The organism is Bosea sp. RAC05 (genome assembly GCF_001713455.1).
Taxonomy (GTDB): Bacteria; Pseudomonadota; Alphaproteobacteria; order Rhizobiales; family Beijerinckiaceae; genus Allobosea.
Map to the genome: position 1 here is coordinate 2818130 of NZ_CP016464.1, position 23547 is coordinate 2841676.

The window sequence follows — 23547 nt, forward strand, 5'->3', positions numbered from 1 at the left end:
GATGAAAGCGCTTTCCCTCCCAGATGATTTTCCCGACATCATGGTCAGCCGTGCCAATTTATCGGAGGCGGCACTACCCGACGTTGAGTTCCTGAAACCTCGGCTCGCAGCATTGTTCGACTATTTCGGCATCGAGGAAGCCAATCCTGCGGCGATAGAATTGCTCCTTTATGAAGTTCTCCTCTTGTTTCCCGGGTTTCAGCCTGCAGACATGTCTCGTCCCCGAGGGGCGCGTAAAAAGGATCGACAAGAGATGATCCGGTTTCATCAGCGTATCCAGAAGCTATACGAGCAGAGCGGACTTTCGCCTACGAAGTATGGGGACCAAGTTAAGCTGCTGGCTATGTTCAAAAACGAATTGGAGCGGGACTTTCCACGTTACAAGACCCTGAATTGGAAGGGCACGTCGCGCCTGAATTTCGCGAGAAAATGCCAGCGCGAATTTGAGGATGCGCGGTCGCTGGAGCTAATCAAACGACACCAAAGGCACCAGCTTCTGAAGCTCGCCTCGAAGCTCTGATCAATTTCACAAAAACAGCCATGCCACTATTACGGTGAATTCTGGCGTGTCTCCTTGGTTCTATCGACGCAACGATAGCAACAAGGAACACACTGATGTCCGATTTGGACCGGCTGCCGCCTGAGATCGCACGTCGTCGCGTGCTGGACACGGAACTGGCAGCGACGTTCTGTGGCCAATCAGTTCCAAATTGGCGCAAGCTGCGCGCTGACGGAAAACTGCCCAAGGCCATCTGCCTCGGTGGCAAGAAGCTCGGCTGGCGCCTCGGCGACCTGATCGACTGGCTCGACAAGCAAACGGCGGCCTGAGCCATGGCCCGCCGCCCCAAGCCGGATACCTTCGCCGCCCACATTGCCGAGCTGAACGCCATCATCGCGGCCATACGCGGGCCTCTCCGGACTGCCCCGCGGCCAGACATCGCCGCGAGGCTCAACCTCGTCCCGGTCATTTTCGCGAATGGCACCGACGATGATCTGCCCGGCCTGGTCGCGGCGATCGGCAACGGCCGCGTGCTTTTCGACGAGCGAGTTTATGAGCCCGGCGAAACGATCGTCGTCGAGCGACGCAACCTGCGCAGCTCGCGCCGCATCTTCGTTGTCGGCCGGGGTCACGAGGGCGCCGGTCTGTCGCTCGAATGGGTTCGCGTTGCTCAGCCGGTCGACGGCCGGCGAATCCTGATCTCGCACTCGGATATCCGCCTCGAGGATGAGGTGCTGCCATGACCCGCTTCGTGACGGATACCAGCGGCCGGCGCGTTTGGGTCGATGACGATGCGCCGGTCCCAGCCGCCGAAGCGCCCGCCGAGCCGGCCTCTCTCGACCCACCCATGGCCGCGCCCGGCTGGGTCGATCTGTTCCTGGGCCCGAACGAGCACGGCCTGCCGCTCTATTCGCCACCCCGATCCAACCGCAGGGCCGACCGGAAGTCCCGGCGGCGATTTTGAAAGGACCATGACCATGACCGCAGAATTGAGCATCGCCGAACGGCGAGAGATGCCGGATCAGATCGACAGTCTGAACCAGCGGGCCGCAGCCAAGGCACGTGAGATCGAGGCGGCAGAACGTCAGATCGACGATCTGTCAGCCGACATCGCAGCGGGCAAGGCTGGTGCCAAAGCGTCCGCACTGAAGTTGGCCGCGCTGGTGAGCGAGACGGCGATCGAGCGCAACGCCATCGTCAACACGATGAGCAAGCTGCAGGCCCGTTGGGACGCGGACGGCCCGTTCCGGCAGTCGCTCGCCGATGCTGAGCGCCGCAAGCGCTGCCTGGCAGCCGTCGCCGTATCGGTCGAGAAGGCGGTCGCGGTCGATCAGGCGGCGCGCGATTTCGTCGCGGCGATCGTGGCGCACCAGGAATCGCTGAACGAGCCGGTCACCAACGGGATCGAGCCGAACGTCGCCTTCCAGCTCGCGCCTCAGTTCTGGTTCGATCACGTCCTGGTCGCTGCCGGTGCGCGGAAGTTCCGCCCTGACCTTCAGGCGCAGCCCGGCGGGCCCAACACGCTCGAAGAACACACCCGCGAGCGCCTGCGCCTCTGACAGCCACAGCCCCGGCCTCGCGCCGGGGTTTCCACTCCTGATCCTCGAAAGATCGACGCGCGCCGTGCTCGACAAGCCCGCAAAATCGACGAACTGGCCGACGCGCAACCTCAAGCCTGCGCGGCCGCTCGACGACATCGAGCCCGTCCAGTTTCACAGCGACGCAACCTTCCGCTCGGCGCGCGGCGAGTGGTTGCGGATGATCCATCGCCAGGGAGATCCGGCCTTCGCCAACATGGCTGCGGTCTGCTTCATCGCGTCGGGCCGAATGAGCTTCGCCAAGCGCGCGGTCTGCTTCGCCGACCAGAACGAGATCGCTGCCGAGCTCGGATGGGGTGTGGCCACCGTGCGGCGCGCGCTCGATCTCGCCGTCGCCTGGGGCTGGCTCACCAAGGTCCGGCGGCCGCTGACGACCAACGAGTACCGGTTGAGCTTCTCCCGATCCGTCTGGGCCACGATCGAACTCGAGTTCACCAATCGCATGACCGCATGGAAGCTCGAGGCGGCCAAGAAGAGAATTGCGCGCGATGCCTTCCGTTCGATCAGGTCTGATCACATGGAAACGTCAGATATGAGCGAACCGTGTGATCAGGTGCGATCAAACGGTGCGATCAGGTCTGATCACCTATCCTCCTCAGGATCCACCTCAGACGATCCACCTCAGCCATCCACAGAGAGGCTTGGCGAGGGGGAGCAGGACATAGGGGACGAACACGAGGAAAAAAAAGCGGGCCATGATGTGATCGCGATGCTCGGCCGCGGCGATATGGTCGAGGGCCAGCGCATCGCCAGCAGCCTCGCGCCGGCCCGCCTCGCCTACATGATCGACCTAGCCGAGCGAGAGGGCATCGTTGCCGCCGCCACAGCCATCGTCGCAGCCCGCGCCGCGGCATCCCCAGCGCACTGACATCGCGTCACAATCGCCGCTCGCGCGTGTGCGAGCACCGCCCCGTCCCGACGCGCTGATGAAGGGCAGGATTGGGCGCTGATTGAGGTGCTCAGGCCACGCGAGGGCGCGTCAGGATATTCGCGACGCAGCCGGGCAGGGCGCTCGGCCGGCTCGATCCAGGCGCCTCGGAGCGGCAATCGGGCCCGATCGGCGCCACCTCGTGATATGGCATCACGTGCTCAATCAGCGATCTCAATGGCTTGCGCGGCTGGGAAGCAGTCAAGCCGCGTTCTGGGAAGCTTTATGGGCCGCGATCGGCTATCTGGGCTGGCTCGCGACGCCCGGTGCGGGCCGCGGTCGCTCCGATGGCACCTCCTCGATCTTGGGCGCGCGCATGGCGAGGGGCGGGGGGCGAAAACGGCGCCGAATTGTGTACGTCCTACCGCACGCGCGCCACTGACCCCCGAAAATGCCGGGGCGCGTGATTTTTTTCCGGGCCGGATTATTCAGGGGTCTGGGTCGCGCATGGCCTGTAAGGATTCTTCCTACGGCCGGCGACAACGGTGTGATGATGGAGAGAGTGATGCGTGAACTGTTCGGTCTGACGGCCGCCGTCGTTGTGGTGATCGGCCTCGCGAGCCCGGTGATGGCCTATTGCTTGGTGCCCGACCAGCCGCGGTGCGCGAGCCGCTATGGGAAGTTTGAGGACGAGTTCGAGTTCTCGCGATGCCGGCGCGAGGTCGAGACGATGCGTTCGGAAACGGAGACGGCGATGCAGTGCCTTCGCGACCAGTTCGACGAGACGGTTCAGGGCTTCAACAAGCGTGCCCGATCGACGGACTAGCCCCGGGGAGGTCGAGCAGATGGGGCATCGCGATGGCAGCACGCTCCGGCAATGATGGGCGGATCTTCAGCAGGCTCGAGCCGAGCTGCCACTGGCCGAACGATGACGAGCTCGGGCTGCTGATCCTGGGGCCGAAGCGCGCGCACCTGTGGCCGGCGATCGTGAAGGTCGAGGAGCGTGCGGGCTTCCCGCGTGTGAGCACTCTCTACGGCGGCCGGGAATGGGCGGCGATTGTCGAGTTCTACGAGCGGCGTCGCCGGAACGTGCCAGCGGCGGTGATGAGCCTGGACCCAACCGACGACGAGCGCGCCAAGGAGAATTGGGGCCCCGCTCCGCGGAAAGGCGCGCCGAAGGCCTGAGCCGACCTGTGCGGTGCATGAAGGTTGATGTTGGTGGATGGCTTGCGACCGAGAGAGGGTCGCCATGCTGCTGCCGGATGAAGTCCGCCCCCGCCTGAAAAACGACGAGGCCGCCGCCGCGCTCGGCGTGAAGCCCGATACGCTGAAAGCCTGGCGATCGCGCGGCGTCGGGCCGGCGTTCGTCCGCGTAAACGGCGCGATCCGCTACGATCCTGTCGACATTGCCGTCTACCTGGGCGCGCGGCGCGTGGAGCCCCGCGCGTGACCGGTCGCAACGTGGCGATCGCTACCCGGGCCCGCGTTCCCCAGGCGCACCGCGCGCGGGTGACCGAGGGCGGGCGCACGGTGCTCGATATCCCGAAGGTCCAGAAGTTCCTCGAGCACATGATCGTCGGCGAGAAGCTGGCGGATGCGGCGCTGGCGGCCGGCCTGCGGACGAACCGGGCCCGGCGCCTGATGGCGGATCCTGTGGTGCGGCGCGAGTTCCTGCGGCGGTGCGAGCTGCTGGCCGAGGGCGAGAAGCCTCGGAATCACCTGCTGCTGACGACGATCCGCGATCGCGGTCTGCAGGATGGCGCCTCGGCGGCACAGCAAAAGGTCTCGGTCGAAGCTGCTCGCCTGATGTCCGGCGAAGCGGAGAAGGCCGGCACGACGAACATTTATGGCCCGACGGTGATTGCCGGCTACGTCATCGATCTGCGCGGAGAGGTCGAAGGGCCCCGCCAGATCGGTCGCCAGCTTCCGCCCTCGCGCGCCGCGGAGGATGTGTGATGGTCGACATTCTGGACGTTTCCGGCGCACGCCGACCCAGGCCAGGCCTCGCCGCCACGCCAACGTCAACGCTGAGCGGTGAGCAGCTGGTGCGGCCGTATACCGAGCTTGCGCGCGCGGTCGGCGCCCTGGGCGAGACGCTGGAGGCGGCCGGCGAGCCCGCGCAGGCGGCAGAGGGCGCGAAGGCTGTCAGCAAGGACGCCGACGGGAATCTGCAGGTCCAGTGGCGGGCCGAGTTCTCGCGCGGCGACAAGCTCTACAATGCGGCTGCGCGGCAGGCGGCGCTCGCGTCGGGGAAAACCGATATCGACAATGGCCTGTTGGCGCTGCGGAACCAGTTCGACGGAAAGCCGGCCGAGTATGCGGCTGCGGCGAAAAGCTTCGTGAAGGAGGTCGGCAAGGGTGGTGATGCGCTGCTGCGGCCGTTCCTGCAGGCAGAGGCCGAGCAGCAGTCCAGCCAGCATTTCCGCGGCCTGTTGTCGTCGAAGCACGATCTGGATCTGCGCCGGTCGTTGCAGTCGCTGACGGCGCGCGAAGGGCTGCTGGCGGAAGAACTGGAAGCGCTCGCGTCCCAGGGCGGATCGACGACCGCGGAATTTCAGCGCAAGCGGCTCGAGCTCGACGACATCCGCTCACAGAAAGCGGCCAATCCGAAGCTGGCGTACACGCCAGAGCAGCGGGCGGTCGATGATCAGCGCCTCGATGTCGGGCTGAAGGCGGCCGGCATCGTCGGTATCGCGCGCCGCGACTATGAGCGCGACGGCGATCTGGCGCGGGCGCAGCGCACGGCAGAAAGCGCCCTCGATGCGCTCCCGATTCCTCCGGCCGAAAAGCTGAGGTACCTCGGCCAGGTGAGCGCGCGGTTATCAGGCCAGCACGCGCTGCGGCAGGCCGAGATCGCCGAGACGAAGGAGGAAGCGCAGTCGCTCGCCGTGCTGTTCGGCCAGGGGCAGCGGGTCGATCTCAAGCGCTACGACGAGGTGGTCGGCAAGCTGCGCGCCGGTCGCGCCTATGCGGCGGCATACAATCTCGAAGCGGCCAAGGTCACGGCCGAAGCACGGCCGATCGTCCGCTACGGGTCCGCGGCGGATGCCGCTGCAGCCATCGATCGCGTCCAGGCGGGCGCCGGGGCTGGTGGCGACTATCTGGCGTCGATCCGTGCGGCCGAAAGCGGCGGCGACGACGCGGCACGGAATCCCCGCAGCACGGCGACCGGGCGCTACCAATTCACCGAGGGCACCTGGGCGACGTTGATGCGCTCCAATCCGGAGCTTGGCCTGACGCCCGCCGGCCGGCTGGACCCGGCACAGCAGGAGCGCGCGATTCGCGTCTTCACGGCAGAGAACGCGGCAACCCTCCGGCGCAATGGGTTGCGCGACACCAATCAGAACCTCTACGCGGCGCATTTCCTCGGTTCGGGCGGCGCGGTCGAATTCGTCAAGGGAGCTGAAGCCAATCCCGACGCGCAGGCGGCCGCGCTGGTGGGGCCTGGCGTGGCGGTCGCGAACCGGGAAGTGTTCTTCCGGCCGGACGGCACAGCCAAGAGCGCGGGCGAGGTCTACGCCTGGATGGGTCGCAAGGCAGGCGGCTCCGGCGGCGGCGGCAATCCGATGCTGCCTGAGGTCGTCAAGGCGCTCCAGGCCACACTGAACGAGCGGACGAAGGAAACGTGGGCGTCGGTCCGCAAGGCGCTGGACGACGGCCTGGCGCCGTCTGGGCAAGAGGTCGACGATCTCCGCACGCTGCTGCCCAAGGTGTCGGATGCCGACCTTCGAAAGGAGATCGCCTCGCGCCTCGGTATCGAGGAAGCCAAGCAGTCGGTCGCCGGCATGCCGCTGCGCGATCGGGAGAACCTGACGGCGGTTTCCCGCGAGGCTGCCCGGCAGGGCAACGCCAGTGCGGTCGAGCGCGACATTATCGCCGCCTGGGAGAAGCAGAACGACGAGCTGCGCAAGGTGATGGCGGAGGAGCCGACCCGCTACGGGGCGGTGGATCAGTCGCTCGGCCTCCCGGTGCCGCGGCCGCTCGATCTATCATCGGCCGATGGTTTCCGCGCCTCCCTGGGAGAGCGGCAGATCGTCCTCGGCGCCGTCAAGCAGCTCAACCCCGAGGCGCCCGACATCGTCCTCGACGCCGCCGACCGCGCGCAGCTCGGCGCGGTGCTGGCGCAGGCAGACGCGCCCACGGCCACGATGCTCGTCGGCACCATCGCGCAGCTGCCGCCGGCACAGCGCGGCGCCGTGATGGCCGATGGCGGCATCAAGGATGCTCTCGTCGGCATGTCGCGCTCCGGTGATCCCGGGAAGATGTCGGTCGCCTTCACGGTGCTCGATGCGGAACGGCGCCGGGATCCGATCGCGTTCGGGAAGACCTTCGGCCCAACCGTCGAAGACCGCCTGGAGGAATGGACGGCGCGCATGTCGATGATGCCGGTTCAAGATCTCGCGCGCGAGCTGACACAGGTCGATGACCCAGCGCGGATGAAGGCGCGGGATGCACTGCGCAAAGAGGCTACGGCGAAGGTCGGCAAGGTCACGGTGGCCGAGATCGCGGGCTTCTTCGACACGACGCCGCTGATCCCGTTCAATTCGCCATCACCTCCGGCCGAACCCTTGCAGGCTGGCACGCTGAAAGCCGACTTCGATCAGGAGTTCGCGCGTTTCTATGCCGTCGTCGGCGATGAAGGGAAGGCGCGCGAACTCGCGGTGGAACGGCTAAAGCGGGTCTGGGCGCCATCGGCGCTGAACGGCGGACGCCTCACGAAATTCGCGCCAGAGCGGTCGCCTGCCTATCCGCCGATCGACGGCTCGCAGGGATGGCTCGTTAAGCAGCTCGACGCCGATGTGCGCGCGGCGCTCGGCCGGACGGTCGATCCCAGCGTGCGCCGCGAGCGTGCCTCTGACCGCCTGGCCATGACGCCAGAGCAGCGCGCCGCGGCCGAGCGCACCGATGCGCTGTTGGCTGCGCCGCGCATGCTGGTGCCGGACGCGCGCACGGAGGCCGAGTTCAACTCCGGCCGACCGCCGTCCTATCCGATCGTCGTCCAGGCGCCGAATGGCATGTTCATGCCGCTTCAAGATTCTCAGGGACGATCGCTCCGGTTCGTGGGTGATTTCGAAGCTGCGATGGCCGGGCCACGAGCCGCGGCGGAAAGCCGTCTCGAAGATCTCCGCGCAGGTGATTCCGCCACCGCCCGGGTCGAGGCCGACGCCATCCGACGCCGCGACGCGCGCAACGCCCGTCGCTCGGAGCCCGGCCGATGAACCTTCTCGCCATCGCCTCGACCTATGAGGAACTGGTGAAGGCGATCCGTGATCGGCGGATGCGGCTCGGCCTGTCGCAAACCGACGTGGACCTGATCGCTGGGCTGCCAGGAGGCTATCTCGCGAAACTGGAGATCAGCGCCACTAATCCGAAGGCACGGAATGCCCGCGCCATCGGTGCCCGATCGTTGCCGCTCGTTCTTCGGGCCCTCGGGCTGCACCTCGGCGTGATCTGCGAGCCCGCTCCTCAAAAAAATGCCAAGCGGGGCCAAGCACAAGCCGAAAAATGTAGTGATCTCATTGTGTTGAAAGCGATCCCACCTAGCAAGATTTTTGCTGAACGTGGCCGTCGTGGCGGTCTGCAGCGGGCCGCGTCCATGTCGCCGGAAGCCCGCAGCGCTGCGGCGAAAGCAGCAGCGGCACAGCGCTGGTCCGTTGAATCCGCCGCGGTTGCCAAGCGGCGCCGCGATCAAAACGTCAGCCTGCGGGCCGTCGCTCGCCAATCGCAGAAGCCATAGGAGGCTCTCATGCCCAATCGCGCTTACACCTTCGACGCCGCCCTCGAGCTCAAGGACGCAGGAGCGGTCACCGCCTCCGCCGCGGCCCAGGTCGGCGGCTCGGCCAAGATCCTCGATGTCGGGAACGCCCAGTTCGAAGCGATGCTGATCGTGGATGTCACGGCGATGGACGTGGCGAACGCCGACGAGCGCTACGAGATCATCCTGCAGGGCTCGAACTCCTCGACCTTCGCGTCGGGTATCGAGAACCTGGCGGCGATCGAACTCGGCGCCAGTGCAGCGCGGCGTGCGGTGCTCAGGTTTCGGCTGTCGGCCAGAAGCAGGTTGGCATCGTCAACGAGTCGAGCGACGCCATTTATCGGTATCTGCGGCTCTACACCTTCGCCGCTGGCACCACGCCATCGATCAATTACCGGGCGCGCCTGGCGTCGGCGGCCGGCCGTTGAGGGCGGCGCACTAACCCTCGCTTTTCCCGCTCGCGGGATGGCTCGGACCAGTTATCGGCGTGATGGTTCGACAGGCAGTGCTTTGCCAAACGGCGGCCCGGGACTGCGGATGTACCAGTCCGGGAGGTGGCCACCAGCGGCACAGAAACAGGCCGCCGGTGACCAGCCCGCTGATCCTTTGGGAGGTAGTGTCGCGGGCTCTGCACTCTGCGCCTGTGCCAGACGGGTTTCAACCAACCGTCGGCGACCGTGGATTAATCGGCGCAAGCGGGGCTCTTTGCCCTGGTGACGCTGATGCAGCGTAAGCTAGCAGGTACGCATTGTTCGTCGCGCGCAGCAGTGTGCGTAAGCTTCAATTGACCTTGTGTGGTCAAGCGGCTGGGAGCGCATTGCAGACCATCTTGATCTGCCAGGCCGGCATAAAGTCGTGATCGACTAGGTGGTTTCTCAATTCGATAAGATGGGTTTTAGCGATTTCCCCAACGAATCGTAGCTTGGAAGCAGAAAGGTATTCGCGCGAATAAAAAACTGCACCACCGCATGAAATAAAACTATCGTGCTCAAGGAAATCGTAGTCGGATTTATTTATTAAATAGCAATTCCCATAGCTCCGGCTGCTAATGAAAAGGAATGCATATTCTGCTGTAGCGCGATGATCGTCGGTGCGTTGGATAAATAAATGGTATTTTGGCCGCTGTTCGTGGCCGACTGCCTGATCAGATGTGAAGAACAGGACGCGGCCAAGGTTCATGGTCAGAGGTGAGATGCTACCTGACCAACGTCGACAACGATCGCCTCTCGGGCATGCTTGTCCTCGATCATCTCTTCATACTTCATCGGAGCACGATTTGCGCTGCCACGCCCGTTCCAAGCTCGTTTATAGGCCTCGTGATTGTGCGTTAGCTTGAATAGCTGATCAAAGTTATAGTCGCCATACTTCGCGAGAATCTCGTCGAAAACCCTCAAATCGCTTCGCGAAAAGAGATCGAGATCCACGTCACGCTTTGGGGTTCCAAGGACAACAATTGGTCGCCTCTCCGGACCGCCACGGGCCTTCTCGGCGAGTTCGAAAGGCAGATCGTCGATGCCAGCGGCACGCATGACGTAGGCGTTGCGCTCGAGCAGATCTTTCGCTGTCGACGCCACCGGACCGTAGGTTAATGCGAAATACCGCTCGGACGTGATTGGTCGGCCGTACCGAGCGAGATGCTCGCGATCGGCGAGGTAGAAGAACTTCACAGCCTGGTACTTATCTGCGCCCGGCTTACGGTGCGCTAGATAGAGCAGCAGCTCCACGATCTTGGGTAGGTTTGGTTGGAAGTCGAGTGGCATCAAACGGCCTCAGCGGCTCGCGCAACAAAGCGCCGCGGCTCGATCAAAAATACACATCACAACCGAGATCTAACTTCGCTATGATGTTTTAAATTTGTCAACGAGCCTGAAACGAGAACGCGACGAACTTCGACCGATCGGCGCGGATCGGGACTCGCTGTTTAGAGTTTGTGGCGCCGGCGCAACAGTCGCGCGTGCTGTCCTACTAATCCACTCTGTGAACGTTGCGCAGTGGCGCCAGCAACCGTTGTCCTCGCGCACCGGCCGCGCCTACCTTGGACCGATGAGGAATCCCCGCCGCTGCTATGACGCCCAAGGGCGCGAGGTCGCCCCGGAGACGGTTGGCGGCTTGCTGGCGGCCGGCATTGGTCGAGCTGAGATATGGTGCAACGGCTGCCATCATCACGCCGAGGTCGCGGTCGAGCGCTTTCCCGCCGACACCCCCGTCCCCGATCTGTGCCTGCGCTTCCGGTGCTCCGCATGCGGCGGGCGCAACCTATCGTCAAGGCCGAGCGTAATAGATCACTATGCTGCGCGAGCGGACGGGTATGTCTTGAGGCAAAAGGACCTACAAGACGAGAGAGCTAGCTAAAAAGCCTCGCGAGGATCTTTACTACAATAGAGGAGGAAAAATATATTCCCAAGATAAACAATACAAAGGCAGTAACATTGAACCAGTTAGGATAAGCTCGCATAGGGACCATCTGAATTTGCTTTCCCGGACCGCCTTTGTATCGCACGCTGACAATATCAGGAACTGCAATTTTCGTTTGGAGCAACGACAAGAGCACAAATTCTTGCGGATTTAACCTCTCTATTCTGAATATCTGTCGATCGCCAGGCTGATTGATCACCTGATGGTTCACTGGCGGGTACATTGCCACGTGCATTGGTGGGTAATTTAATACAAATTCCACGTCCTCGGCGATCAATCGCCCGGCATTCTTGATTATGAGGTCGCGGGTATGCACCCAAACTACAGCATCACCCTCTTGAACCCGATAGATATTCTGAAACTGAACGGCCCACTCAATCCTCGGACGCGCAGCGAAAAAATACCCGATAAGGCCGAACGTTGCAGTGAGGGCCATGGGAGCAAATGCGAGGATGACGTCTTTCGTCAAAATCTGCTCGACGAACCACTGCATTCTGAGCCCCCTTGCGCCCGATTTCTCACTCTAGCGCGGGTAACCCGGATAGCGACCCCTCGGATCGGCCGGTCCACAGCAAGCCCATATAGGGCGGCGCATTGCGCGCCGCTCACACGCCTATCGCGCCTTCCTGAGCCTCACGCCTGGCCCCTGACCCCGCGCCTGACAGATCACCGCCGGTTCGTCCGTCAGCGTACCGCGCCGCTCCGCTTTCTGTTCGGCAGTGGCGCCTGACCCGCTCAGCGCCTCGTCAACAGCATCCGCGGCGAGGGCGCGCACCACGGCGGCGCTCGCCTGCATTTCGGCCTCGGTGGCCGTGGCAAGGCTTTGGGCTATCCCTGACATTGTCGATGGCCGATCAACGCAGGCTCTGGCGGCCAACGCGCGGAGTTTGGAGAGCCCCACCGACCGCTGCCCGTTTTTGCCCATTGCTCCCGCGGCGGCCCAGGCCGGTTCGCCGGGCCCGTCGTAAACGATCTCGGCCTCGTGCGGCGAAACGATCTTCAACACAACAAGCCGATTGCAGGTCGCATAGAGTGAGACGCTGGAGCCGCGCTGCCCGGTCATCTTGATCTGAACATCCCCGTCAGCGTCATAGGCATCGTGTCCGGGGTACGAGGCAGGATGCAGCTTCAAGCCAAGCGCCTCTGCAGCAACAACCTCGCCGATCGATCCGACGAGATGGCCATCAGGCGTGAATTTCCGTCCAGGATAACGCTGTTCGAGCTCGGCAACGGCTTCGTAAATCCGAGCAACAGCGGGTGGCAGAGAAATGCGTACGCTCACGATGCGGACTTCCTGAGCCGAACGCCGGGGCCTTCGCCGTTCTCCGCGACGAAGATGACGCCGGCTGCCTCGAGCGCGGTTCGGATCGCCGCCTGATTTGCAACGGTCATCGTGATCACGCCGTCAGTCCCTTCCGCGCGGCGGATCGTCGCCACACCGACTTTGGAATGGCGAGCCAGGTCTTCCGCACGCCAGCGAACGAGCGCTCTAGCCGCGCGCAACTGAGCCGAAGTGATATCAGACATATCGCGTGATCTTTTATTGATCGGTCGATCCCTTGGTGATATGCAACGTATCACTAGATCGCTCACATACCAATCGGAGAAATGAACGATGTCGAATCCGCTCGCGCCGACGGACGCTGCCGGCTTTCCTGAAACCCCAGACCTTCTCGATGCCCTGGATCACCTGAACTGCACCCGCTATTTCGTTGACGCCTCCATCCTGGCTGCGGGCTCGCTGTCGGATCGGCAAGAGCGCGATGCGCTTTTTGCCCTGGGTGCGCATGTTCGGGATCGCTTGGTGACACTCCGCGAAATGCTGGAAAGCGGGCGTGACGAGGTGCGGTCGTCAGCGAACGCGACATCACTCGTAAGGTGAAAGCGCTCAAGGAAGCGTTCGACCGGGCGCTCGACGAAGCGCCGGCCGTGTGAAGTTCGGTCGCGCGCCGACCTAGATTGCTTCCCAGAATCGCTCTTGGGAAGCATCTTGGGAAGCGCGGCGCCCTCAAATAGACACTAAATGGTTGATTTTGCTGGTGAGCGGGGAGGGGATCGAACCCTCGACCACATGATTAAAAGTCACGTGCTCTACCACTGAGCTACCCGCCCTCACGGGCGCTGACATACGGATGCCCCGGCTGCGGGTCAACATTGTTCCGGCCTGCCTTTCCATGCCAGAAGCGCGGCAATGCAGCGCGGTGGCCGGTGGCTGCCGCGCCAGACCGGGCGGATTCGGGACGACGACGGAATGAACGGTGCGAAGCGATCGCAGGCGACGGCCGCCTGGACACGCTGGACGATCGGGTTCTTCGGCACCGCCGTGGCGACGCTGCTCGTCCTGTGGGGATTCGCCGCCGCGCTCGATCCCTTCGGTCTGCGGGTCGCGAGCGGGCAGGCACCGCGCCCGATCATGGATATCAACCAGCGCTTCATGTACCCGCAGCTCGTCCGCTCGGGGCGCTTCGATTCGGCCGTGTTCGGCACCTCGACCATGCGCCTGCTCGATCCGGCCGCGCTGTCCGACGGCATCGGCGGCCGCTTCGTCAATCTCGGAATGAACGCCGCGACGCCCTGGGAGCAGGTCCAGATGGCGGAGCTGTTCGCGCGCCAGATCGCCGCGCCGCGCTCGGTGCTCTGGGGCATCGATTCGACCTGGTGCGAAGCCGATGCGACCGACCCGGCCAAGCGGCTGACGCCGCGGCCGTTTCCGCCCTGGCTCTATGACGGCGTCGGCTGGCGCGACTGGCCGGAGCTGATGAACCTGACCACGCTCGAGATCGCCGCGCGCCTGTTCGCGCACCGCCTCGGCCTGATGCCCGAGCGCATCCGCGGCGACGGCTACGAGGTCTTCACCCCGCCCGAGCCGCTCTACGACCTCGCCCGCGCCCGGATGCATCTCTACGCCGACCGCGGCGGGGTCGCGCCCGACCCGGCGCCGATCGTCCCGCCCGAGCCCGTTCCGGCGGAGGCACGGGCGCAGTGGCGCTTCCCGGCGCTCGACTGGCTCGACCAGGCGCTCGCCCGCCTGCCGCCGCAGACGCGGGTCCTGCTCGTGCTGCCGCCGGCCCATTACGCGATGATGCCGCGCGAAGGCTCGGCCGGGTGGCAGCGCTACGGCGCCTGCAAGCAGGGCCTCGCCGCCGTGGCCGCCCGCCGCGGCGCGACCGTGATCGACTATGCGCTGACCTCGCCGATCACGCGGCGCGACGACAACTACTGGGACCGGGTGCATTACCGCCTGCCGATCGCCCGCCGGATGGAGGCTGATCTCGCGGCTGTGGCGAACGGCCGGCCCCCGCAGGCCGACGGAGCGGCCGTCGTGACGTTGCCGCGTTAACTGGTCGGAAACCAAGTCGCCCTAACGCTGGTGCCATGGTCATCCGCCGCGGCGTCAGATCGGTTTTCATCACTCTCGCGCTCTACCTCGTGTCGGGCGCGGCGGTGACGTATTTCATGTTCCATGCGCAGCACGGCTCGCGCGGCCTCGACGCCCGCGACACGCTGAAGGATTCGCTGCGCGAGATGGAGACCGAACTCGCCACGCTGACCACGGAGCGCAAGCTCTGGGAGCACCGGCTTTCGCTGGTGCGCGACGAGTCCGTCGATCGCGACGTGCTGGAGGAGCGGGCCCGCGACAGCCTCGGCCGCATCCACAAGAACGACGTCATCCTGATGGGTCGCTGAGGGTGGCCGTCGACGCCGGCAAATAGTCCCGGACGTATCGATTAACTGGAATTTGGTTACATTAGGAAATCTTCGCAGAATCATGGGCTTGGCTCATGCTGCAATGCGAGATAGCTGCCTCGCCAAGGGTTTTGCGATCCTCTACAACCAAGGTCGAGTGACCCTGGAGGACCGCCGATGGCCGTTGCCGCGCGCAAGACGAAAGCTGCCGCCCCCGTCAAATCCGCCGCCAAGCCGGCCAAGGCGCGAACGGCCAAGGCCGGCGCCGACAAGGCGTCCGCCGCCGCGCCCAGCAACATGGCGGTCTTCACACGGGAGGAAGACCTCCACGCCTATCGCGAGATGCTGCTGATCCGCCGCTTCGAGGAGAAGGCCGGCCAGATGTACGGCATGGGCCTGATCGGCGGCTTCTGCCATCTCTATATCGGGCAGGAAGCGGTCGTCGTCGGCATGCAGATGGCCTCGAAAGAGGGCGACCAGGTCATCACCGGCTATCGCGACCACGGCCACATGCTGGCCTGCGGCATGGAATCGCGCGGCGTGATGGCCGAGCTGACCGGGCGGCGCGGCGGCTATTCGCGCGGCAAGGGCGGCTCGATGCACATGTTCTCCCGCGAGAAGAACTTCTATGGCGGCCACGGCATCGTCGGTGCCCAGGTCTCGCTCGGCACAGGGCTGGGTTTCGCCAACTGGTACCGCGAGGACGGGCGCGTCTCGCTCGCCTATTTCGGCGACGGCGCGGCCAACCAGGGCCAGGTCTATGAGAGCTTCAACATGGCCCAGCTCTGGAAGCTGCCGGTCGTGTTCGTGATCGAGAACAACCGCTACGCCATGGGCACCGCGGTCAGCCGCGCCTCGGCCCAGACCGACTTCTCCCGCCGCGGCGTCTCCTTCGGCATTCCCGGCGAGCAGGTCGACGGCATGGACGTGCGCGCCGTGCGCGACGCCGCGACCCGCGCCATCGAGCACGCCCGCAGCGGCAAGGGCCCCTACATCCTGGAGATGCAGACCTACCGCTATCGCGGCCACTCGATGTCGGACCCGGCGAAGTACCGCTCCAAGGACGAGGTCCAGCGCATGCGCGAGGAGCATGATCCGATCGAGCAGGTGCGAGGCCGTCTCACCCGCGAGTTCAAGGTCGGCGAGGACGAGCTGAAGGCGATCGACGCCAAGGTCCGCGAGATCGTCAACGACGCGGCCGAGTTCGCCACGCATGACCCCGAGCCCGATGTCTCGGAGCTGTTCACGGACATCCTGCTGGAGCCGGCCAAGGCCTGAGGGCCTTCGCCGCGCCGCCCTTCCCTTTCGCCTCGTCCAATCATTCCGGGTGCGTTCATGCCGATCGACATTCTCATGCCTGCCCTTTCGCCCACCATGGAGCAGGGCAAGCTCGCCAAGTGGCTGAAGGCCGAGGGCGACAGCGTCAAGGCCGGCGACATCATCGCCGAGATCGAGACCGACAAGGCGACGATGGAGGTCGAGGCCGTCGACGAGGGCATCCTCGCCAAGATCCTCGTCGCCGACGGCACCGAGAACGTGGCGGTCAACACGCCGATCGGCATTATCGCCGCCGAGGGCGAGGATGCGAAGGCGGCCGCAGCGCCCGCACCCGCGGCTGCACCGGTCGCCGCGCCCGCGGCCCCCGCAGCAGCGGCTCCGGCCGCCGCGGCGCCGGCGACCGTGCCGGCCCAGGCGAAGTCCTACGACGCCTCGTCGGAATTCCCGGCCGGCGCCGAGATCGTCAGCATGACGGTCCGCGAGGCGCTGCGCGATGCCATGGCCGAGGAGATGCGCCGCGACGGCGACGTCTTCGTCATGGGCGAGGAGGTCGCCGAGTACCAGGGCGCCTACAAGGTCACGCAGGGGCTGCTGCAGGAATTCGGCGCCAAGCGCGTCATCGACACGCCGATCACCGAGCATGGCTTCGCCGGCATCGGCGTCGGCGCCGCGCTGACGGGCCTGCGCCCCATCGTCGAGTTCATGACCTTCAACTTCGCCATGCAGGCGATCGACCAGATCATCAACTCCGCCGCCAAGACGCTCTACATGTCCGGTGGCCAGATGGGCTGCCCGATCGTGTTCCGCGGGCCCAACGGCGCGGCCGCCCGCGTCGGCGCCCAGCACAGCCACGACTATGCCGCCTGGTACTCCAACGTGCCCGGCCTCAAGGTGGTGATGCCCTACAGCGCATCCGACGCGAAGGGCCTGCTCAAGAGCGCCATCCGCGACCCCAACCCGATCATCTTCCTCGAGAACGAGATCCTTTACGGCCGCTCCTTCGACGTGCCCAAGGGCGATGACTTCCTGATCCCGATCGGCAAGGCCAAGGTCGCCCGCCCGGGCACCGACGTCACCATCGTCTCCTTCGGCATCGGCATGACCTATGCGCTCGGCGCCGCCGAGGCGCTGGCCAAGGAGGGCATCGAGGCCGAGGTCATCGACCTGCGCACGATCCGCCCGATGGACATCGAGACCGTCGTCGCCTCCGTGCAGAAGACGCATCGCTGCGTCGCGGTCGAGGAGGGCTTCCCGCAGTCCGGCGTCACCGCCGAGATCGGCATGAAGATCATGGAAGCCGCCTTCGACTATCTCGACGCGCCCGTCGCCCGCGTCACCGGCAAGGATGTTCCGATGCCCTACGCCGCGAACCTCGAGAAGCTGGCTCTGCCGAACATCGGCGAGGTCGTCGCGGCGGCCAAGGCCGTCTGCTATCGCTGAGAAGGGGCGCAACCGATGCCGACCAACATCCTGATGCCCGCGCTCTCTCCCACGATGGAGAAGGGCAATCTCGCCAAATGGCTGAAGAAGGAAGGCGATACGATCAAGTCCGGCGACATCATCGCCGAGATCGAGACCGACAAGGCGACGATGGAAGTCGAGGCCGTCGACGAGGGCATCCTCGCCAGGATCGTGGTGCCGGAGGGCACGGCCGACGTCGCCGTCAACGAGATCATCGGCGTGATCGCCGCCGAGGGCGAGGACGCCAAGGCGGCCGCCGCGCCGGCCAAGGCGGAAGCACCCAAGTCTGAAGCACCCAAGGCCGCGCCTGCCGCCGCCGCTCCGGCGGCCGCTCCCGCGGCGGCGCCGGTGGCGTCCTCCGGCGAGCGGCCCTTCGCCTCGCCGCTGGCGCGCCGGCTCGCCAAGGAGGCCGGGCTGGATCTGTCGAAGGTCCAGGGCTCCGGCCCCCATGGCCGCATCGTCGAGAAGGATGTCGAGGCGGCGAAGACCGGTGGCGGGGCCAAGGCCGCACCGGCTGCCGCGCCTGCGACGGCGGCTCCGGCGAGCGCGCCCAAGCCCGCCGCGGCGCCGCTGGCGACCGGCCCCTCCGACGAGCAGGTCAAGAAGCTGTTCGCCGCCGATTCCTATGAAGAGGTGCCGCATGACGGCATGCGCAAGACGATCGCGCGCCGCCTGCTCGAGGCCAAGCAGACCGTCCCGCATTTCTACGTCACCGTGGATTGCGAGCTCGACGCCCTGCTCAAGCTGCGCGGCGAGCTCAACGCCGCCGCGCCCGAGAAGGACGGCAAGCCGGTCTACAAGCTCTCGGTCAACGACATGGTGATCAAGGCCCTGGCCCTGGCGCTGAAGGCCGTGCCGGACGCCAATGTGAGCTGGACCGAGAACGCCATGCTCAAGCACAAGCACGCCGATGTCGGCGTGGCCGTCTCGATCCCCGGCGGGCTGATCACCCCGATCATCCGCGATGCCTGCCACAAGAGCCTGTCGCAGATCTCCAACGAGATGAAGGACATGGCGGCCCGCGCCAAGGCCCGCAAGCTCAAGCCCGAGGAGTATCAGGGCGGCACCACGGCTGTCTCCAATCTCGGCATGTTCGGGGTCAAGGACTTCGCCGCGATCGTGAACCCGCCCCATGCGACGATCCTGGCGGTGGGCGCCGGCGAGCAGCGCGCCGTGGTCAAGGGCGGCCAGCTCGCGGTCGCCACCGTGATGTCGGTAACGCTCTCGACCGACCACCGCGCCGTCGACGGCGCGCTCGGCGCCGAGCTGCTGGCGGCCTTCAAGGGCTATATCGAGAAGCCGATGGCGATGCTGGTGTGAGGCCGGAGAACGATCATGGCTGACTACGACATCATCATCATCGGCTCCGGCCCCGGCGGCTATGTCGCGGCGATCCGGGCAGCCCAGCTCGGCTACAGGACGGCGATCGTCGAGCGCGAGCATCTCGCCGGCATCTGCTCGAACTGGGGCTGCATCCCGACCAAGGCGCTGCTGCGCTCGGCCGAGATCCTGCACTACGGCCAGCACGCCAAGGATTACGGGCTGGTGCTGGAAGGCACCTTCAAGGCCGATCTCGAAGCGGTTGTGAAGCGCTCGCGCGGGATCGCGGCGCGGATGAACAACGGCGTCCAGTTCCTGATGAAGAAGAACAAGGTCGACGTGATCTGGGGCGAGGCCAAGCTGACCAAACCCGGTACGATCCAGGTCGCGCCGACCAAGAAGCCGGCGATGCAGCCGCAGGTGCCTCCGCCCAAGAACGCCAAGGGCGAGGGCACCTACACCGCCGACCACATCATCGTCGCGACCGGCGCCCGTCCGCGCGCGCTGCCCGGCATCGAGCCGGACGGCAAGCTGATCTGGACCTATTTCGAGGCGATGGTGCCGGCCAAGCTGCCGAAATCGCTGCTCGTCATGGGCTCGGGCGCCATCGGAATCGAGTTCGCCTCCTTCTACCGCACCATGGGCGTCGAGGTGACGGTGGTCGAGGTGATGCCGCAGGTCGTCCCCGTCGAGGACGCCGAGATCGGCGCCTTCGCCCGCAAGGCCTTCGAGAAGCAGGGCATCAAGATCCTGACCTCGGCCAAGGTCACCAAGGTCGAGAAGGGCGCTGACAGCGTCACCGCCCATATCGAGGACGAGAAGGGCGGCAAGCAGACGATCACCGCCGACCGCATGATCTCGGCCGTCGGCGTCGTCGGCAACATCGAGAATCTCGGCCTCGAGGCGCTCGGTGTGAAGACCGACCGCGGCTGCATCGTCATCGACGGGCTCTGCCGCACCAATGTGAAGGGCCTCTATGCCATCGGCGACGTCGCCGGCCCGCCGATGCTCGCCCACAAGGCCGAGCATGAGGGCGTGATCTGCGTCGAGGCGATCAAGGGCCTCCACCCGCACCCGATGGACAAGCTGATGATCCCGGGCTGCACCTATTGCCACCCGCAGATCGCCAGCGTCGGCCTGACCGAGGCCAAGGCCAAGGCTGCCGGACACGAGATCAAGGTTGGCCGCTTCCCCTTCGTCGCCAACGGCAAGGCGGTGGCGCTCGGCGAGGATTCCGGCCTCGCCAAGACGATCTTCGATGCCAAGACCGGCAAGCTGCTCGGCGCCCATCTGGTCGGGCCCGAGGTCACCGAGCTGATCCAGGGCTTCGTCGTGGCGATGAACCTCGAGACCACCGAGGAAGAGCTGATGCACACCGTCTTCCCGCATCCGACGATCTCGGAGGTGATGAAGGAGAGCGTGCTCGACGCCTATGGCAAGGCGCTGAACGCTTAAGGGGAAACAGGCGAGCCGCCCGCCGGGCGGAGGGGGGGACCGTCACGATGAAGCGGCTTTCTCTGGGATTGGCGGTGCTGGCTCTGCTGACGGCCTGGTCTCCGGCCCGGGCCTGCGAGGGGGCCGGCTGCGCCAACGGCCTGGTCTACGAGGCCTTCGGGCCGGCGCCGGGCGCAGGCCGTCCGGTGCTCGCCGTTTTCATCCATGGCGATGTCTCGGCGGGTGGGCCGGCCGACTACATGGTGGCCCATGCCCGGCAGTTCGCCGCCTCGCGCAAGAACGTGGTCGCCATCGCCCTGCTGCGGCCGGGCTATTACGACCGCGGCGGGCGGCAGAGCGCAGGCTCCGACAACGGCCGGCGCGACACCTTCCATTCCGGGAACAACCGCGCGGTCGCGGGCGCGATCCGCGAGCTCAAGCAGCGTTACGGCGCGCGCGGGGCGGTGGCGCTCGGCCATTCCGGCGGGGCCGGCACGATCGGCGTGATCGCCGGCAGCGATCCCGGCCTGCTGAACGGCATCGTGCTGGCCGCCTGCCCCTGCGATGTCGCGGCGTGGAATGCGAGCCGCGGCCGGCGCGGCGGCTTCTCGTCGCAATCGCCGGTGGACTATCTCTCCGGCGTCGCGCCGGGAACCGCCATCGTCGCGGTGACCGGGCAGGGCGACGACAACACGCGCCCCGAACTGGCGACGGACTATGTCGCGAAGGCACAGGCGCGGGGCCTCTCCGCCCGCGTCCAGATCGTCGGCGGCGGGCATAACTTCAACGGGCCTCTCTCCTCAGCCTCGGTCGCGGCGCTCGGCGGCATGGTCCGCTAGCCCCCCTCTGGATTTCGCGCCGGCCGATCCGCATATCCCGGCGATGGCGCCCCGCACCCGCAAACCGAAAGACGCCGACACGATCGTGCCTGACGAGCAGGTCGAGATCCTGCCGCCCGGTCGCGGCCTCGTGCTCGACTGGCGCGTGATCGCGCCGACGGTGGCGCTCGGCACGGTGACCGGCTTCGTGGCCAGCCTCGTCGTCGGCGGTGGCGGACTGCTGCGCCACGCCGTGGTTGGCCTGCTCGGCATGCTGGTCGGGCAGGGGCTGGTCAGGCTGACGGGCTGGCGTGTCCGCACCGGCTATGCGCGCCTCGACGACATGGCGATGGCGGTCATCGGCGCCATTCTTGTCGTCTTGCTGGCGCGCTTCATCGCTTAGGGAACCTTTGGTCACAACCATCGTTGTGGCGGGGCATCCGCGAGACCCGCGGACGGACTGGGGAACGGACGACAATGGAAAACTTCGCCGCCACCATGGCCCAACCGGGCTATGGCTTCTTCGCAACGATCTTCATCGGCATGCTCGCCGGCTGGATCGCCGAAAAGATCACCTCGGCCGATCACGGCCTCTTCACCAACATGCTCGTCGGCGTCGCCGGCTCGTTCCTCGGCAGCCGCCTGGCGGAGCTGCTGGACATCCCGATCTTCGGCTTCTGGCGCACGCTCGCGGCCGCGATCGCCGGTGCGGTCGTCGTCATCGTGATCTGGAACGCCGCGCGCGGGCGCCGCTGAGCGACGGACGGGGCCCTGCGACAGGGCAACCGCTCTGCCAAAGGTTGCCCTGCGCGGCCGGGACGATTAGCTAGGGGACAGGCGGCGGCCAGGGGCCGCCGCGATGGATCCTGTCCCGATGGCCCTCGTCCTCGACCTGCTCAACCGCGATCCTCGGCCCAATGCCGGCAATCCGAAATCCGAGGCCGCCCAGGCCCCGGCGGAACTGCGCCATCCGGAGAAGCAGAAGCGGCCCGAGAACCCGATCCTGCGCAAGCCGGACTGGATCCGCGTCAAGGCTCCGGGCTCGCCGAAATGGGCCGAGACCCAGAAGATCGTGAAGGCCGAGAAGCTGGTCACGGTCTGCGAGGAGGCCGGCTGCCCCAATATCGGCGAGTGCTGGGAAAAGAAGCACGCCACCTTCATGATCATGGGCGACACCTGCACGCGGGCCTGCGCCTTCTGCAACGTCAAGACCGGCGTGCCCCAGGCGCTCGACCCGCTCGAGCCGGCCAAGGTCGCCCAGGCCGTCGCCAAGCTCGGGCTCGAGCATGTCGTGATCACCTCGGTCGATCGCGACGACCTTAAGGATGGCGGCGCCGAGCATTTCGCCCAGGTCATCCGCGCCATCCGCAAGGCTTCGCCCGGCACCACCATCGAGATCCTGACGCCGGACTTCCTGCGCAAGCCCGGCGCGCTCGAGGTCGTCGTCGCGGCCAAGCCCGACGTCTTCAACCACAATCTCGAGACCGTGCCGGGCAAGTATCTGACGGTGCGCCCCGGTGCGCGCTATTTCCACTCGCTGCGGCTGCTGCAGCGGGTCAAGGAGCTCGACCCGACGATCTTCACCAAGTCCGGCATCATGGTCGGCCTCGGCGAGGAGCGGAACGAGATCCTGCAGCTGATGGACGATCTGCGCTCGGCCGATGTCGACTTCATCACGATCGGCCAATATCTCGCGCCCTCGCGCAAGCACCATGCGGTGATCCGCTTCGTCACGCCCGAGGAGTTCAAGGGCTTCGAGGCGATCGCCTATGTGAAGGGCTTCCTGATGGTGTCCTCGACGCCGCTGACGCGCTCCTCGCATCATGCCGGCGAGGATTTCGCGCGGCTGCGCGCGGCCCGCGAGGCGAAGGTCGGCATCGGCCACAACAGCCGCGGCTGAAAAGGCACGTATCCGATGCCGATGTTCAACAGCGCCCGGCGGGTGCGCCACACCCCCGAGCAGATGTTCGCGCTCGTCGCCGATGTCGAGAAATACCCCCAGTTCCTGCCGCTCTGCGAGGGCCTGACGGTGCGCCGCCGCACGCCGCAGGACGGCGGTGGCGAGGTCCTGCTGGCCGACATGACCGTCGGCTACAAGGCGATCCGCGAGACCTTCACCAGCCGCGTCACGCTCGATCCCGCCAATCTTCGGATCCTCGTCGAATATGTCGACGGCCCCTTCCGCTATCTGGAGAACCGCTGGACCTTCAAGCCGCACGAGAGCGGCTGCGAGATCGGCTTCTTCATTTCCTACGAGTTCGCCAGCCGCATGCTCGGGCTGCTGATGGGAGCGATGTTCGACAAGGCCTTCCGTAAATTCGCGGAAGCCTTTGAGCGTAGGGCCGACCTTGTTTACGGTGATGACGCAAGGAGAGATACGGTCACCACGTCTTAAGTTGTTGCTGTCAGGTTTC

Annotated in this window: 30 protein-coding genes and 1 tRNA gene; 25 read left to right on the forward strand and 6 right to left on the reverse strand. The window is 65.7% G+C overall.

The annotated features are described in order from the left end of the window. Window position 1: 1 nt before the first annotated feature. From BSY19_RS16815 to BSY19_RS27600, 13 genes are all read left to right on the forward strand, one after another. Entirely contained in the window at window positions 2-520 is a 519-nt protein-coding gene (locus tag BSY19_RS16815) for a hypothetical protein (protein WP_150129644.1), read from the forward strand. Between the two features lie 95 nt (window positions 521-615). Next, window positions 616-828 (forward strand): helix-turn-helix transcriptional regulator, encoded by a 213-nt coding sequence (locus BSY19_RS16820; protein ID WP_069055149.1) that lies wholly within the window; start codon window positions 616-618, stop codon window positions 826-828. Window positions 829-831: 3 nt separating this feature from the next. Next, window positions 832-1242: a hypothetical protein gene (locus tag BSY19_RS16825; RefSeq protein ID WP_069055150.1), complete on the forward strand. Its 411-nt coding sequence runs from the start codon at window positions 832-834 to the stop codon at window positions 1240-1242. Further along, window positions 1239-1463, forward strand: a complete 225-nt coding sequence (locus tag BSY19_RS16830) for a hypothetical protein (protein ID WP_069055151.1) — start codon at window positions 1239-1241, stop codon at window positions 1461-1463. Before BSY19_RS16825 ends, BSY19_RS16830 begins: the two co-directional genes overlap by 4 nt. A gap of 7 nt (window positions 1464-1470) precedes the next feature. Then, window positions 1471-2058: a hypothetical protein gene (locus tag BSY19_RS16835; RefSeq protein WP_069055152.1), complete on the forward strand. Its 588-nt coding sequence runs from the start codon at window positions 1471-1473 to the stop codon at window positions 2056-2058. Between the two features lie 64 nt (window positions 2059-2122). Further along, window positions 2123-2965 carry a helix-turn-helix domain-containing protein gene (locus tag BSY19_RS16840; RefSeq protein WP_069055153.1) on the forward strand — a complete coding sequence of 281 codons (843 nt, stop codon included), beginning with the start codon at window positions 2123-2125 and terminating at the stop codon, window positions 2963-2965. A gap of 565 nt (window positions 2966-3530) precedes the next feature. Continuing rightward, complete coding sequence (locus tag BSY19_RS16845) at window positions 3531-3791, forward strand: hypothetical protein (RefSeq protein ID WP_069055154.1); 261 nt, start codon at window positions 3531-3533, stop codon at window positions 3789-3791. Between the two features lie 32 nt (window positions 3792-3823). Then, window positions 3824-4150: a hypothetical protein gene (locus BSY19_RS16850; RefSeq protein ID WP_069055155.1), complete on the forward strand. Its 327-nt coding sequence runs from the start codon at window positions 3824-3826 to the stop codon at window positions 4148-4150. Between the two features lie 64 nt (window positions 4151-4214). Next, window positions 4215-4415: a helix-turn-helix domain-containing protein gene (locus tag BSY19_RS16855; protein ID WP_069055156.1), complete on the forward strand. Its 201-nt coding sequence runs from the start codon at window positions 4215-4217 to the stop codon at window positions 4413-4415. Next, window positions 4412-4921 (forward strand): hypothetical protein, encoded by a 510-nt coding sequence (locus BSY19_RS16860; protein ID WP_069055157.1) that lies wholly within the window; start codon window positions 4412-4414, stop codon window positions 4919-4921. The genes BSY19_RS16855 and BSY19_RS16860 overlap by 4 nt, the downstream gene beginning before the upstream one ends. Continuing rightward, on the forward strand, window positions 4921-8184 hold the full coding sequence (locus BSY19_RS16865) for a lytic transglycosylase domain-containing protein (protein WP_069055158.1): 3264 nt from the start codon (window positions 4921-4923) through the stop codon (window positions 8182-8184). The genes BSY19_RS16860 and BSY19_RS16865 overlap by 1 nt, the downstream gene beginning before the upstream one ends. After that, window positions 8181-8702: a helix-turn-helix domain-containing protein gene (locus BSY19_RS27595; protein ID WP_150129645.1), complete on the forward strand. Its 522-nt coding sequence runs from the start codon at window positions 8181-8183 to the stop codon at window positions 8700-8702. The genes BSY19_RS16865 and BSY19_RS27595 overlap by 4 nt, the downstream gene beginning before the upstream one ends. A 9-nt stretch (window positions 8703-8711) precedes the next feature. Next, entirely contained in the window at window positions 8712-9437 is a 726-nt protein-coding gene (locus tag BSY19_RS27600) for a hypothetical protein (protein WP_150129646.1), read from the forward strand. Window positions 9438-9518: 81 nt separating this feature from the next. Here BSY19_RS27600 and BSY19_RS27605 read toward each other — a convergent pair whose 3' ends face one another. The 5 genes from BSY19_RS27605 to BSY19_RS16885 form a co-directional block, all read right to left on the reverse strand. Continuing rightward, window positions 9519-9899 carry a hypothetical protein gene (locus BSY19_RS27605; protein ID WP_150129647.1) on the reverse strand — a complete coding sequence of 127 codons (381 nt, stop codon included), beginning with the start codon at window positions 9897-9899 and terminating at the stop codon, window positions 9519-9521. A 2-nt stretch (window positions 9900-9901) separates the two neighbouring features. Continuing rightward, window positions 9902-10480: a Panacea domain-containing protein gene (locus BSY19_RS16870; RefSeq protein ID WP_069055159.1), complete on the reverse strand. Its 579-nt coding sequence runs from the start codon at window positions 10478-10480 to the stop codon at window positions 9902-9904. Between the two features lie 584 nt (window positions 10481-11064). Then, window positions 11065-11628, reverse strand: a complete 564-nt coding sequence (locus BSY19_RS16875) for a hypothetical protein (RefSeq protein WP_069055160.1) — start codon at window positions 11626-11628, stop codon at window positions 11065-11067. A 120-nt stretch (window positions 11629-11748) separates the two neighbouring features. Next, window positions 11749-12417, reverse strand: a complete 669-nt coding sequence (locus BSY19_RS28390) for a DUF6998 domain-containing protein (RefSeq protein WP_236840380.1) — start codon at window positions 12415-12417, stop codon at window positions 11749-11751. Beyond that, on the reverse strand, window positions 12414-12662 hold the full coding sequence (locus tag BSY19_RS16885) for a transcriptional regulator (protein ID WP_069055161.1): 249 nt from the start codon (window positions 12660-12662) through the stop codon (window positions 12414-12416). Before BSY19_RS16885 ends, BSY19_RS28390 begins: the two co-directional genes overlap by 4 nt. Window positions 12663-12750: 88 nt before the next feature. Between BSY19_RS16885 and BSY19_RS16890 the strand changes: the two genes are divergently transcribed. Beyond that, window positions 12751-13017: a hypothetical protein gene (locus tag BSY19_RS16890; RefSeq protein WP_069055162.1), complete on the forward strand. Its 267-nt coding sequence runs from the start codon at window positions 12751-12753 to the stop codon at window positions 13015-13017. 155 nt (window positions 13018-13172) lie between these two features. Here the strand turns inward: BSY19_RS16890 and BSY19_RS16895 are convergent. Then, window positions 13173-13247 (reverse strand) — tRNA-Lys (locus BSY19_RS16895). A gap of 139 nt (window positions 13248-13386) precedes the next feature. Between BSY19_RS16895 and BSY19_RS16900 the strand changes: the two genes are divergently transcribed. From BSY19_RS16900 to BSY19_RS16950, 11 genes are all read left to right on the forward strand, one after another. Then, complete coding sequence (locus tag BSY19_RS16900) at window positions 13387-14475, forward strand: hypothetical protein (protein ID WP_069055163.1); 1089 nt, start codon at window positions 13387-13389, stop codon at window positions 14473-14475. A 35-nt stretch (window positions 14476-14510) separates the two neighbouring features. After that, complete coding sequence (locus BSY19_RS16905) at window positions 14511-14822, forward strand: FtsB family cell division protein (RefSeq protein WP_069055164.1); 312 nt, start codon at window positions 14511-14513, stop codon at window positions 14820-14822. A 297-nt stretch (window positions 14823-15119) separates the two neighbouring features. Further along, window positions 15120-16100 (forward strand): pyruvate dehydrogenase (acetyl-transferring) E1 component subunit alpha, encoded by a 981-nt coding sequence (gene pdhA / locus BSY19_RS16910; RefSeq protein ID WP_069057188.1) that lies wholly within the window; start codon window positions 15120-15122, stop codon window positions 16098-16100. Between the two features lie 57 nt (window positions 16101-16157). Beyond that, complete coding sequence (locus BSY19_RS16915; protein ID WP_069055165.1) at window positions 16158-17540, forward strand: pyruvate dehydrogenase complex E1 component subunit beta; 1383 nt, start codon at window positions 16158-16160, stop codon at window positions 17538-17540. A gap of 15 nt (window positions 17541-17555) precedes the next feature. After that, complete coding sequence (locus BSY19_RS16920; protein ID WP_069055166.1) at window positions 17556-18881, forward strand: pyruvate dehydrogenase complex dihydrolipoamide acetyltransferase; 1326 nt, start codon at window positions 17556-17558, stop codon at window positions 18879-18881. 15 nt (window positions 18882-18896) lie between these two features. Further along, window positions 18897-20336, forward strand: a complete 1440-nt coding sequence (gene lpdA, locus BSY19_RS16925) for a dihydrolipoyl dehydrogenase (protein ID WP_069055167.1) — start codon at window positions 18897-18899, stop codon at window positions 20334-20336. Window positions 20337-20383: 47 nt separating this feature from the next. Further along, window positions 20384-21154 carry an alpha/beta hydrolase family protein gene (locus tag BSY19_RS16930; RefSeq protein WP_150129648.1) on the forward strand — a complete coding sequence of 257 codons (771 nt, stop codon included), beginning with the start codon at window positions 20384-20386 and terminating at the stop codon, window positions 21152-21154. Between the two features lie 43 nt (window positions 21155-21197). After that, the gene (locus BSY19_RS16935) at window positions 21198-21536 is read left to right on the forward strand and encodes a GlsB/YeaQ/YmgE family stress response membrane protein (RefSeq protein ID WP_083247662.1); all 339 of its coding nucleotides are present in this window, start codon (window positions 21198-21200) and stop codon (window positions 21534-21536) included. A gap of 74 nt (window positions 21537-21610) precedes the next feature. Beyond that, on the forward strand, window positions 21611-21889 hold the full coding sequence (locus BSY19_RS16940; RefSeq protein ID WP_069055169.1) for a GlsB/YeaQ/YmgE family stress response membrane protein: 279 nt from the start codon (window positions 21611-21613) through the stop codon (window positions 21887-21889). A gap of 118 nt (window positions 21890-22007) precedes the next feature. Continuing rightward, window positions 22008-23033 carry a lipoyl synthase gene (lipA, locus tag BSY19_RS16945; RefSeq protein ID WP_069055170.1) on the forward strand — a complete coding sequence of 342 codons (1026 nt, stop codon included), beginning with the start codon at window positions 22008-22010 and terminating at the stop codon, window positions 23031-23033. A 15-nt stretch (window positions 23034-23048) separates the two neighbouring features. Continuing rightward, window positions 23049-23528: a type II toxin-antitoxin system RatA family toxin gene (locus BSY19_RS16950; RefSeq protein ID WP_069055171.1), complete on the forward strand. Its 480-nt coding sequence runs from the start codon at window positions 23049-23051 to the stop codon at window positions 23526-23528. Window positions 23529-23547: the final 19 nt, after the last annotated feature.